This is a genomic window from Limibacter armeniacum, assembly GCF_036880985.1.
GTDB lineage: Bacteria > Bacteroidota > Bacteroidia > Cytophagales > Flammeovirgaceae > Limibacter > Limibacter armeniacum.
Genome location: NZ_JBAJNO010000009.1, coordinates 992,360 through 1,005,121 on the forward strand (window position 1 = coordinate 992,360; position 12,762 = coordinate 1,005,121).

Sequence of the window (12,762 nt, forward strand, 5' to 3'; positions counted from 1 at the left end):
TCACACACCCATTAGACCCAAATAATCCATGGCTATATTTAGAGATTTCAGCAGTCAAAAAAGGGACAGGTCGGCTTCAGACAGGCAACGCCATAAGGAGCTTGTGAAGAAGAAGATCAAGGAAGGTATTGCTGATATAATTGCGGAGGAGGCCATAATTGGCAAAAATAAGAACAAGGTAATCAAGGTACCTATCAAAGGCATCAAAGAGTACCGTTTTATATATGGCAAAAACAGTAAAGGAGCGGCACAAGGAACTGGCAACGAAGAAAAAGGACAGGTAATTCAGGATGGAAGAGGACAGCCCGGACAGGGAGTCGGACAGGCTGGCAACAGACCCGGTGAAGATATTTACGAAACAGAAATCACAATTGAGGAAGCGGTAAACATGATGTTTGAAGACATGGAGCTTCCTGATCTTGACCGTAAAAAATACTTTCAGACTGAAGCCGAAACATACCGTAAATACCTTGGCTATCAGAAGAAAGGGGTACGTGCCCGTCTATCCAAAAGGAAGACCATGAAAAACCGCCTGAAAAGGAAAAAGATTTTAGGCAGCAACCTTCAGGAGGGTGAAAGTTTTCCTTTCCATAATGATGACCTTGTGTACAAGCGTCTAGTTGTGGACATCCAAGAACATTCCAATGCTGTTGTATTCTGCTTGATGGATACTAGTGCCTCAATGGATCAGATCAAGAAATACTTGGCAAGAAGCTTCTACTTCCTGCTTTACTCCTTCTTAAAAAACCGTTACCGCAATACAGAAATTGTGTTTGTAGCACACCATACAGAGGCTAAGGAAGTGACAGAAAACGAGTTCTTCCACAAGGTGGAGTCTGGAGGTACCATGATTTCTTCAGGATACAAAAAAGTGCTTGAAATAATTGAGCAGCGGTATAATCCTGCTATCTGGAACATCTACGCTTTCCATTGCTCTGATGGAGACAACTTTAGCAGTGATAACCGCGCGGCTGTCGAATATGCAAAACAACTGACAGAAGTTTGTAACCTGTTCGGTTATGGTGAGATCAAGCCTAACACCAGTTATTCATGGTCTAGTATGATTGATGAGTTCAGGAAGATCGAGGCTGAGAACTTTATCAGCCTAAAAATCAGAAACAAGGAAAACATCTGGCCTGCACTTAAAAAATTCCTGACCCTTGACCATAGCAATAGTCTGCTAGAGGATTAATAAATCTCTCACATTACTTAGAACCCAAACAACCAACTATCAATAATATGGACTGGACAATTTCTGAACTTGACAAATGGAATGACAAGATTGAAGAGCTTGCCCAAAAACTTGGACTGGATTACTTCCCTCAAGAATTTGAGGTTTGCGATTACCACGACATGCTCGGGTACCAGTCCTATGTAGGTATGCCATCAAGGTATCCGCATTGGAGTTTTGGGAAATCATTTGAAAAGCAGCGTACGATGTACAAACACGGTGTAGGAGGTTTGGCTTATGAAATGGTCATCAATACCAACCCATGTCTGGCTTACCTGATGATCGACAACCCGCTTTCTATGCAGGTGCTGACCATGGCACACGTGTACGGACACAATGACTTCTTTAAAAACAATATCAACTTCTCTCATACAAGACCCGAATTCGCACTGGAAATGTTCAAGCGTCATGCTGAAAGGGTTCGGTCATATGTAGAGATGCCTAGTATTGGATATTCACGTGTCGAAAATATTCTGGATGCAGCACACTCTATTAGTTTCCACACAGATCGGAACCTCAGAGTCAAACGCTTAACCGAAGAGGAACAAAAAGATGAATACTACCGAAACCTTAACCGCTCTCCTGACCCTTGGTCTCACCTGAAAAGCAAAGACTTCAGACATGAGCAGGAGTTTATGCCTGAACCTACTGAAGACCTTCTTGGCTTTATAGCGGACAACAATAAGAGGCTTGAACCTTGGGAAAAAGACTTGCTCAATATTGTAAAGGAAGAAACCCTTTACTTTATGCCACAGATGGAAACCAAAATCATGAATGAGGGTTGGGCTAGTTTCTGGCACTTCACAATTCTGAATAGGTTAAACCTACCTGCCAATATGCATATGGATTTTATCCGTGCGCATAATCAGGTCATCAGACCTCATATTGGCGGCTTAAACCCTTACCATATTGGCTACTGCATTTTCACAAAACTGGCAGGCAGTGACGGTCACACAATTGAATATGATATCAACCAACAAATTTTCGATGTCAGAACAATTGACAGAGACGTTTCATTCCTAAGAAGATTCTTGACCGAAGACTTGGCAAGGGAACTCCACCTTTTTGAATACCAACAAAAAGGAAGCAGGGTTACGGTCAGTGAGGTTTCAGATGAAGAAGGATGGGAAAGTGTACGTGATACTTTGCTTAAAAATATCGGCATGAACGGTATCCCTTGCATCAAGGTTAAGGATATTAATTCTCGTACCAACACACTCCAGCTGATCCATAGTTATGATGACAGAGAGTTAGAACTAAACTATGTTCGTAAAACTATGGAACATGTCTATAACCTATGGAGCAGAAACCCTGTCACATTGGATACGACTATTGACGGAAGAGATGTGAAGTGTACTTATAGAGATGAAAATTTCACCGTAGAAGAGAATTAGAATTAAAACTTTAAAGTTGAAAAGCTCACAATAAGTAAAATGACTTATTGTGAGCTTTTTTTATAATCGGAGGGCTCAAATGCAATCAGTAAATTATTTCCTTTTCAAAATCACCTTTCTGCTGACCATAAAGTGTCCAGTAATTTTCAGCTATTGAATCTGGATTATAACGTGGGTCTTTTTTATTGACCATGCCACATACCGTCACAGAAGCGACATGTATTCCCTCATCACGAAGCGCATTGTAGAGCTGTTCATTTAAACTTCTAATCCCTGCTTTCCCCAATGACAGGGAGCCAAACTCATGGGAAGGTTGAATGGCAAACCCACCACCTGTCAAAAAAATCTTACCTTCTTTGCGCTCCCTCATATAAGGCAGCACAACCTTAACCGCACTCAGCGCTCCACAGACATTTACCTTGAAATCATCTACCAAAGTATCTGTAGTCTCATGCAAGATATTTCCCATCTTCAATGCCGCAGCATTGTAAACCAGAATTTCAGCATAACCTACTTGTGCATGTATCAACTCAAACGCTTCCAGCAAGGACGCTTCATTTGTAGCATCTGCCAAAAAATAATGACTCGTGATCCCCTCTTCTTCTAGGCTTTCTTTACAAAGTTTCAGCTTCGCTTCATTTCGGGCGACCATCACTACTACAAAACCTTCTTTGCCGAACCTCCTTGCAATGCCAAGTCCTATCCCCTGCCCCATTCCTACAATGGTAATTATTTTCGTTTCCATCCTATTTTGAATAAATCAAATCCTTATACTAAACTGTTTTGAAGGGCATTCTAAAATGGATCGGTATCACTCTGCCAGATCATTCAGCTTTGAAATATTAAACTTTCTAAGCCAAGCCATTCGGTAAGGCTCCGTAAACTCAGGATCTATTGAGCGCACCTGCACCTGAAACCTATTGGCTACCAAGACTGCGGTTCCTTTATTTCCTTTAGGAATCATCGGGAGTCCATCAAGACTACCAACGGCACCCTCATACTTTTCAAACATATTTGGTTTGTTATGCAGGTCTACAATGGTGATCGTAGCTTTTACTCTTCCATCTTTTTCTATTTTCCCTTGGGCAAGACCTGGTTTATCACTTGTGACTATCACATCATAACCATCATCCGACTCAGGAAAGTAAGCGTTGAAAACACTGCCTGTGTAGAGACTATTATCTTCTCCTCTAAACGTAATGCTTTCCTTATCAAGTAATGACAGGTCATCATTGGAATTTTCATCACTCAAACAGGATGGGATAAAAAGGATCATCACTATGATAAGAGGTAAAATTGCTAACCGGTCAAAAGGAGGAGAAACTTGCATAAGATTTTAGATATAGTAATAAAAGGTTTCAGCACAAGCGACTAGCCTGAACAACGAAGTCGCATCTGCCCAACTCATCTAACAACAGTCTGTGAATGTTTTATCTTAATATGAACACTAGAGTAGCAAATGGAAGTTTCAATTCATTTACGTATTAAAAATCATTTGTACTTTTAATTGAAATTATTCTATCCAGTATTTTGACAGTCCAATTAGAAACCTTTTCTCTGCTCTTTTTACGACACATAACTTTCCAATAGAAAAGCATTACATTTGCTACCCTGAAAATTCACTTTAAGCGATCGATCAATCCATGAAACAACCTCTTTCAGAAAGGGTACGCCCTCAGCAATTAGAAGACATTATTGGTCAGAAACACCTTGTTGGAAAGGATGGAGTCATCACAAGAATGGTTGCCAGCAAAAGGCTTCCTTCCATGATACTTTGGGGACCTCCAGGCGTAGGCAAAACAACGATGGCACAAATTCTTGCCAAAGAAATGGACAGGCCATTCAAAACATTGAGTGCGATCAGTTCTGGCGTAAAAGAGGTAAGGGAGGTAATCCAGCAAGCTGCGCACACTTACAATACCATATTGTTTATCGACGAGATTCACCGTTTCAATAAGTCACAGCAAGATGCTCTGCTTGGAGCTGTAGAACGGGGCATCATTACGTTGATTGGCGCAACAACAGAAAACCCTTCTTTTGAGGTCAACTCCGCACTACTTTCAAGATGTCAGGTCTATACACTAAAAGCCTTGACAAAGGAAGATTGCATTGACCTGATAAAGCAAGCGATCGGCAAGGACACGCATCTCCAAAAAAAGCAGATTGAGCTAAAGGAAACGGAAGCACTGCTAAATATTTCAGGCGGAGATGCACGAAAGCTGTTAAACCTGCTGGACCTAATCGCTGATTCGGAAGGAGATGAAGTCATGGTCACCAACGACAAAGTGATGCAGGTTGCACAGCAGAAGACGGTGATATACGACAAGAGCGGCGAATCCCATTACGATATCGTCTCGGCATTTATCAAATCTATCAGGGGCAGTGATCCGAACGGTGCGATCTACTGGCTTGCCCGAATGCTGGAAGGAGGCGAAGACGTCAAGTTTATTGCTCGTAGGCTGATTATTTCTGCATCAGAAGATATAGGCAACGCCAACCCAACAGCTTTGGTCATTGCTAATAACTGCTTTACCTCCGTAAACACAGTCGGCATGCCTGAAGCTCGAATTATTTTGGCTCAAGCCACTACCTATCTGGCTTGTTCACCAAAAAGCAATGCCTCCTATATGGCCATCAACGAAGCGATGAGACTGGTAAAAGAAACTGGCAACCTGCCCGTTCCGATGCACCTTCGCAATGCGCCAACAAAATTAATGAGGGAACAGGGCTACGGCAAAGGTTATAAGTACTCACACAGTTACCCTGGCAACTTTGCTCCACAGGAGTACTTGCCGAATGAAATTAGCGGAACTCCTTTCTATAATCCTGGAGACAACGCACGCGAAAAACATATGAGAGAGCAATTGAAACAGTGGTGGGGAAATAAATATAAATACTAAGTCAACATGCACTATGGGTTACACCTCCCTTTTAGGGCTGAAAAAATCATTTGCATGACGAAGGACTATAGTCCATCGCTGATATACTCAGTCCCTTCAGGACTTTTGTACTGAAAGGGCTTTATATATTAGCGATGGATTTATGAAGATTGATTTTTATTCAGCAGTATACACTGGCTCCGAATGGCTAAACACACCAGCGATGGCCGTTGCACGCGCGATTAACCCATCGAGACGAGCAACAATATAATACCGATTAATTTGAACAACTTAATCAATCCATTTTATTAAAGACATCCTCTATTCCTCATCTGTCATCTTTACCTCAGCTCCGTTAGGTGCGACATCTTTTATGGCAATTCATCTAACCAACAAAAGCTTACAGCGACAACCTTATCAAGAATAAAAAACTGTCTAAACTTTTTATACTTTTAAGCTAAGACACAAAAACGATTTCAATCCCAGCAATCTGGCTTAAAACAAAAAGCAACACTCTTGATTGAACAGGGCATTGCTTTTTGTTTTTTTACAGCACACCTCAACGATAACATCTCGGAAGCACTTTGAATTTCAACTTCACAACCTAATAAAAAATTAAAACTGCCTGCTTTAAGCAATTTTACAATCCGATTGAACAGCCGACGCCCTATTTAGAAACATCCAGACACACGTCTCCTTGCTCCCGATATAAGGGAAAGAAAAGTCTTGTTTCACCTCCACTCCCACACTTTTAACCTCCTGTTCACATTTTTTTTCAACTGTGTAAGTTTCCAATATGGATTGCATCTCGATCAAGCTGCTGTAGCGCCACCTTCTTCTTCCCCAACGCCTATCGGTCTTATCCCATCTCCAGACATTGCCTTTCCATAACTCCCCCCATCTGGAAATTTTTTCATCGTACCGCTTTCGCAAAAACCTTCGGCGCGGATCAAAAAAATAATAGCGGCTCCCCACAAAATTTTTATCCCACTGAAACATCAAGCTACTGCCACGTCTCCTTCCTTTACCTTTTGGATTTCGAAGTAACCTACTAGCAAGACGCTGGGTTTGTGTGGCAATACGTTGTGCCAAACGGAAATCATACGACTCCCTATCGCCACCATTTCTCCTAAGCTCCCTACCCACCGTTGAGCGGTGCACACCTAGCTCACGGGCAATAGCAGCATTGCTTTTACCCTGACGGATGCCTTCCTGAATTTTTTGGCGTTGGGAAGAATTGAGATGAGACATTGAGTTTGATTTTATTTTTTGTTGAAAGGCAGAATAAAAAAATAGGATGGTGAAAAAAAACTTGGACGTTAGGTGCTGTGTAAAAAATAAGTTGAACATTCAATACTATTGTAAATAGTGTTTTTACTGTTATCTTTATTCAATATTTTTGAACTACGCTAAGACTAAGTATTTTGAAATAAAACAATTTCTCAAAGCTGCAAGCCATAACACTGCGTCTTTACTCGGAAGGTAACGAGAATTACAAGGCAGCAGAAGCTACTCATATCATTACAGTTCTAAAAGGCGCTGACAATATCTCCGAAACAATTTCAGTAACGGAAGCTAGTGTGAACGAAAAGTAAGCGTTCTGCTGCAAGCTGCTACTACGGTTTCCATTACCGTACGCAATGCTGTAGGACAGGTAATGTTTGCCAAGGAATTTACCTGATTTCCATCACTACAGCGCAGGGCACTGCTGTAAAAAAAGTGGTGAAGAAATAAACTTAAGGTCTGAGGCTTGAGTATGGAAAAAATATAAACCGCTGGATCGAGAGGCTCAGCGGTTTATTTATTTTACAAAATGAGAATTAAGCAGATGTATCATTGAAATCGAAAGTTTTAAACGCTTCAATGATTCATTGGTTCAACTCCTTTGGAGTTGGATAAATGGATTTACTTATACCGTAGGCTTTTGCCTACGGCTACTATTATTGAATCCCTTTTGGATTTTTTTCTCTCACCTCAAACCCTGTTTCCGAAGGAAAAAAACCATATTAGTTCCGGATGGCAATCCGGATTTTACAGCATTCATTATCTCATAACCCTGAAAGGGTTGAACAGGATAACAGCATCATTTAGGATATCATAATATGTGAAAGGATAGACTACTGGACATGGATATATTTCTTCCAAAATCGTCGCTTCTTGCTTAGTAGTCATATATCGATTATATACTCAAGGAATAATACAATATTCCGAATCGTTTGACTAATCGTATTCACCCCTTTTCTAAAGATGGGTTCACACCTTCTTTTTGAATTTGTTCAGGTTCACTATTTCCTGATCCAAGATCAAATAATTAATCAGCAAAATATTTTTAACCATATGGCTTCTGTATTTGAAAATCTACCCTTAAATTTATCCAATAGTGAGTTTAGCATATCTTTTCAAGTTTGGTCGCTTTAAAAATACGCTTTTCTCACTATTTTTTTAACTCACATCCAGTAGCCTACATTTATAGATACATGTAAAAACAAAAAAACTTTTTTAAAGCTATTTTTAAAGCTTATAACAACACCTCAGTTCTACATATTTCTAAATATCATTAAATAACATTGACATTTGTTTTTTTATAATTAGAATTATGTTAACATTAAAGTGCTATAACAATTAGTTATTTATTTTAGTTTGACAATTTAAAAAGCTGACTAGTTAAATTCTTTTAAGAAGATCTTATTTTGTTTAGCTAATTAAATTCAAACTATGACACTATCTTTAATTACCTTAAAACACGATAACACAAACTACTTTTAATAAGTATGATAGCACTTGGACAGAAAGTGCATCTATTGGAGTAACGTCAGGTGTTTTTAAGTAAGCATTAATTAGAATTTCAGACCCTCTGTTCTCATTTTTTTATATTAAGTGAGATTTATTTAACTTTTGATTATTGAAAAAATATATAAAACTCATGAAACAGTTTGTAAAATCTCTCATTTCTTTCTTTTTACTTTGCACAACAATAACCGTTTGGGGACAATCAAAAAAAGTTGAAATAGTAAAAGTGACATATACTAGCTCTCCCATAAGTCAATATAGAATGACTGAAGACCAAATGATTTCCACCCCATCAAAAGCTTCTACCTATGATTTTATGAAAGGCATTACTGACTATTATAGTTTGTATATTAATTTAGAAGACCATTCTTCTGTATATATATTGGACTCTACAGTACAGGTAAGACCTTTAGGATGGGAAAACCCAAGGGTGAGAGCGGCTTTGGCAGATACTGTTTTATTTACGCTAAAAACCCCTTTGCAAAAAACACTAAAACACGAATGGATTATGAATCAAACGTTCTTTTCGGAAGGGGAAGTAGGGAATATAGAATGGGAACTGACTAATGAAGAAAAAAAAATAAATGGTTTAAATTGTAAAAAAGCAAAAGGTAAATTTAAAAATTACCCTATGCTAATTGTTTGGTACACTAAAGACATCCCTATATCCAATGGCCCTTCAGTTTATCAAGGATTGCCTGGATTAGTAGTGCTTGCTGAAGATTATTTTCGGACTATAAAGTTGCATAGTATAGAGTACACAGAAGATAGAGAAGCTTTCAAAGCACTATATTCAAGAAAGTTAGAACAGTTTGAAAGAGAGAAAGAACGAGGGAAACACTTTGACAAAGAACCTTTATTACTATTAAAGAAAGGTGATTTGGCAAGATCACTTTATAAGCACAATCATAAGAAACCTTATAAAGAAAATAATTGATTTCACACTGTCACAAATTCATTTAGCTATCGCATACTGTTTGTCTGGTGTAGCAAAAGCATTGGATATTGGTTGGTGGAATGGTAATCCTGTTTGGAAAGCTATCGTTTCTGTAGATAATTTTTTTTTCTACCACACCATTAATTTTAACCTTTGTAGGGATAGCCACAGTGATGTTGGGTTTTTTATATCCTTTTTTGGTTTCAAGAAAATATACTCTTACTGCTATAATCTTAATGCATGTTAGTATTGCCTTTATAATGGAATTATATGCCTTTTCAGCTATAATGATTGTATGGAATATTGCAGCATATAGTACCCTTAAAGAAAACTCAAAACATGTGGAAACAGTATAGCATTATTGTTCTTATTTTTTACTCTTTTAATCTATTTGGACAAGAGAAAAGTGTTTCAGGTAATATAAAAAGTGTTTCAGGTGATGTTGTCCCTTTTGCAAATATCATTGCTTATCCTAAAGATGATACATCAAAACCAATAACCTATGATATCAGTAATGCACAGGGGGAATTTTCTTTAAAAATACCTTCTGCTTTGCAAGCAATAACCATTAATGTTACCTCCATTGGTTTTGAAGAAAAAATAATCTCATTGCAACTAAATGGGCAATCAGTGGAAATTACTTTAGAAGAAAGTATCATAGAACTTAAAGAAGTGGTAGTTGAGGTTCGAGAAGTAACGGACACACTAGACTTGGACACCGAACATATGAATTTAAGTAAAGAAAGTACTTTACGTGAAATGCTTGATAAAACTGAAGGCGTAATAATCGGTGAAGAAGGCACTATTTCATATCAAGGGAAACAAATAAATAAAGTTTTAATAAATGGAAAAGAAGTTTTTATAAACCAAAATAAAGTGGCATTGGACAATTTGAATTATGAGATAATGAAAAATGTCCAGATTATCGATAATTATAAGGATAAGTTCACTTTAGACTTCAAGCGCATTCAGGACCCTGTGATCAACATAGAGACAAAAGAAGAGTTTAAGGGAGTTATTAAAACACAGGTAGATGCGGGGGGTGGGTATAATGAAAAATTTGCTGTAAAAGGGAAAGGTTTCTTTTTTTCTGAAACGCTAAATGCTTTTGCAACCACAAACACTAATAATGTGGGAGAAAAGGCATTAGGACAAAAAGATGTGTCTCCATCAGTTTTAAAATATGCTACAGGAGCATTGAAAAACACATTACGCCCATTGTTCATGGAGGATACACATACTTTTAAAGACTTTGTAAGTAATAGCAATTTAACTACTCGTTGGCAAGGTCTCAATAGTAAAACAGGTGTAGTGTTCTATTATGGAAATATACAAACGGAAAGAAAAATAGATTACAATACATTTGTAGCTGATACTTTAACACAAAATAAGCAAACGGAGAACATCCATAAAGGAAATTTAATTTCAGTTACGGCAAATCACAGCAGAATACTTTCTAAGAAAACCGTATTACAAAATGTATTGAGTGCAATGACTATAGATCAACAGGGGTATAATAAAAGTCTTAACACGTTGTACATACCTGAGGTGACTACTTTTACTGAATTAAACAAAAATAGACCAAAGAACTTAACATTCTCCAATGCATTGCAACTTACCCATCTATTGGGTGATAACATTGCTTTTGACCTAAATGTCGATTATTTCAACGAGAGAAACACCCGTGATTTTGGTACTCTTATTACTGACATAAATTTTTCAGATCTCTCTCAAGAAGAGTTGACTTCAAAACAACTTTTTTCCACTCTCGCTAATCTGCAATTTAGACTTAAAAAGACATTTATTAAAACGGGTCTACACCTTTCTAAAAACCTTGAAAAAGGCAATTTGACATTTAACAATGAAACCCCAACAACTACAAGCCTAGAGCGAGATCTCACTATTTTGGATGTTCCATTATCATTAAGTGGAAGTATAAATAAACTGGATTATACATTTTCAACGACACCAACATTTATTCACACTAAAAAAACAAAGTATAGTAATCTTTTAAAGATGCATCATTCACTTACCTATAATTTTGAAACACAGAACACCTTGGGTATGAGTGTCAGCCATGATTACCGCTTTTATGATTTGAATGTACTATTCGATACTACGATGCGTTCTTATAACCAAATTGTTATCAATAATAGGGAATTCGTTAACCAATATGCTACAAGAGATGAGGCGTCATTGAGTTGGTTTAATAACAACGTTGCTCGATCCAAAAGTAATCATATCATATATAGGTACACTCGTGAACAGGATTTTTTACAGAATGTACTTGATTCTATTTCTAATAATGTTTTTTACTACTCCCATAAAGTATTTGATAAAAAAGAGACTCATTCCCTTAGTTCTGGCTACCAAAAAGGTTTCTATCTCGGAAAATCCTACCATCTCCTTCAATTAGGCGGTAATTTGGATTATACCCATAACAATTATACAACCTCTGTAAATAGTGTAAATACCCCTTTCAAGTCTGATGCTTGGGTTCCTTCATTCAAAATAAGTTTCTTACCCCGAAACTTTTTCATAAAGGATGTGTCAAATAAACTGGATTACAATCATTTGAAATTTTGGTTAGATAATGAAGAGATCAACAGGCAATCGGTAATCACCAATACTTTTTCCGTAAAAGGTCACGGAACCAAGGCTACCTGGGATGTAAATTTTATTTTCACAAAATATAGTATTGAAAATGATGAATTCAACGTACCAGACCTCCATTTTTCCTATAAATATGATCTATCAGATAGATTATCATTCTCATTGGTTGGTCGATCTTTACTTACTCTTTTCAAACTGAATAATTACAATTATGTCAATACAATTTCGTCCGGAAATACGTTGACACAAATTGCAACGAATAACAATTTGGGTTATTTACTTTTATATACTTCAATAAAATTGTAAAGTAAAATGGATCAAAAAACATATTATTTTATTTGATGGGGTTTGTAACCTTTGCGATTCAACGATACAATATATCATTAAGCATGATAGCAATAACCTCTTTTATTTTGCACCTCTCAAGAAAAAACCGCTAACCAACTATTGTACAACAACAAATTCGAAACTTTTCAACCAAATAATCCCATAGTATATTACACTCTTTAGTCCTCCGTTATGCAAATGATATTTTCGGTCCTAAAAGGGAGGTACAGTCCATAATTCACGTTAAATAATTATGACCGACTTCCCCCAAAACTTTCACCTTGCCCACCCCCCAACAAGTACCTTACGTTCTCCCTTTACCTTTCGAACCTCTAAGTAACCTACTAGCAAGGCGTTGATTTTGTGTGGCAATACGTTGTACCAAACGGAAATCAGACAACTCCTTATCGCCACCCTTTCTCCTCATCTCTCTACCCTCCGTTGAGTGGTGCACACCTAGCTCACGGGCAATAGCAGCATTGCTTTTACCCATCCGAACTCCTTCATATATTTTTTGTCGTTTTATGATATTAAGGTGAGACATAAGTATTGATGACAACAAAAACAACCTCATAACATAGATCACTTACC

The 12,762-nt window shown here is 37.6% G+C and carries 12 protein-coding genes; 7 read left to right on the top strand and 5 right to left on the bottom strand.

Features of this window, described 5'->3' with window-relative positions:
• The first annotated feature begins 28 nt into the window (after window positions 1–28).
• Both V6R21_RS21815 and V6R21_RS21820 read left to right on the top strand, forming a co-directional pair.
• The gene (locus V6R21_RS21815) at window positions 29–1,192 is read left to right on the top strand and encodes a YeaH/YhbH family protein (protein WP_334245662.1); all 1,164 of its coding nucleotides are present in this window, start codon (window positions 29–31) and stop codon (window positions 1,190–1,192) included.
• A gap of 47 nt (window positions 1,193–1,239) precedes the next feature.
• Window positions 1,240–2,625: a SpoVR family protein gene (locus tag V6R21_RS21820; protein ID WP_334245663.1), complete on the top strand. Its 1,386-nt coding sequence runs from the start codon at window positions 1,240–1,242 to the stop codon at window positions 2,623–2,625.
• Between the two features lie 85 nt (window positions 2,626–2,710).
• On the opposite strand, the gene V6R21_RS21825 is transcribed toward V6R21_RS21820, so the two are convergent.
• Window positions 2,711–3,370, bottom strand: a complete 660-nt coding sequence (locus V6R21_RS21825) for an SDR family NAD(P)-dependent oxidoreductase (protein ID WP_334245664.1) — start codon at window positions 3,368–3,370, stop codon at window positions 2,711–2,713.
• A 66-nt stretch (window positions 3,371–3,436) separates the two neighbouring features.
• Entirely contained in the window at window positions 3,437–3,901 is a 465-nt protein-coding gene (locus V6R21_RS21830; protein ID WP_334245665.1) for a hypothetical protein, read from the bottom strand.
• 367 nt (window positions 3,902–4,268) lie between these two features.
• On the opposite strand from V6R21_RS21830, the gene V6R21_RS21835 reads away from it, so the two are divergent.
• On the top strand, window positions 4,269–5,525 hold the full coding sequence (locus V6R21_RS21835; RefSeq protein WP_334245666.1) for a replication-associated recombination protein A: 1,257 nt from the start codon (window positions 4,269–4,271) through the stop codon (window positions 5,523–5,525).
• A gap of 609 nt (window positions 5,526–6,134) precedes the next feature.
• Here the strand turns inward: V6R21_RS21835 and V6R21_RS21840 are convergent.
• Window positions 6,135–6,755, bottom strand: a complete 621-nt coding sequence (locus V6R21_RS21840) for a helix-turn-helix domain-containing protein (RefSeq protein ID WP_334245667.1) — start codon at window positions 6,753–6,755, stop codon at window positions 6,135–6,137.
• A gap of 420 nt (window positions 6,756–7,175) precedes the next feature.
• Here V6R21_RS21840 and V6R21_RS32420 point away from each other — a divergent pair, with 420 nt between their 5' ends.
• Window positions 7,176–7,238: a hypothetical protein gene (locus V6R21_RS32420; RefSeq protein WP_408613139.1), complete on the top strand. Its 63-nt coding sequence runs from the start codon at window positions 7,176–7,178 to the stop codon at window positions 7,236–7,238.
• A gap of 309 nt (window positions 7,239–7,547) precedes the next feature.
• Here V6R21_RS32420 and V6R21_RS21845 read toward each other — a convergent pair whose 3' ends face one another.
• Window positions 7,548–7,676: a hypothetical protein gene (locus tag V6R21_RS21845; RefSeq protein WP_334245668.1), complete on the bottom strand. Its 129-nt coding sequence runs from the start codon at window positions 7,674–7,676 to the stop codon at window positions 7,548–7,550.
• Window positions 7,677–8,427: 751 nt separating this feature from the next.
• Here V6R21_RS21845 and V6R21_RS21850 point away from each other — a divergent pair.
• The 3 genes from V6R21_RS21850 (at window position 8,428) to V6R21_RS32425 (ending at window position 12,337) form a co-directional block, all read left to right on the top strand.
• A complete protein-coding gene (locus V6R21_RS21850; protein WP_334245669.1) occupies window positions 8,428–9,231 on the top strand; it encodes a GLPGLI family protein in 804 nt (267 codons plus the stop codon).
• A gap of 339 nt (window positions 9,232–9,570) precedes the next feature.
• Window positions 9,571–12,150: a carboxypeptidase-like regulatory domain-containing protein gene (locus V6R21_RS21855; protein WP_334245670.1), complete on the top strand. Its 2,580-nt coding sequence runs from the start codon at window positions 9,571–9,573 to the stop codon at window positions 12,148–12,150.
• Between the two features lie 25 nt (window positions 12,151–12,175).
• Entirely contained in the window at window positions 12,176–12,337 is a 162-nt protein-coding gene (locus tag V6R21_RS32425) for a DCC1-like thiol-disulfide oxidoreductase family protein (protein WP_408613140.1), read from the top strand.
• A 138-nt stretch (window positions 12,338–12,475) separates the two neighbouring features.
• Here the strand turns inward: V6R21_RS32425 and V6R21_RS21860 are convergent, their stop codons facing one another.
• Window positions 12,476–12,715 (bottom strand): helix-turn-helix domain-containing protein, encoded by a 240-nt coding sequence (locus V6R21_RS21860; protein WP_334245671.1) that lies wholly within the window; start codon window positions 12,713–12,715, stop codon window positions 12,476–12,478.
• Between the last annotated feature and the right edge of the window lie 47 nt (window positions 12,716–12,762).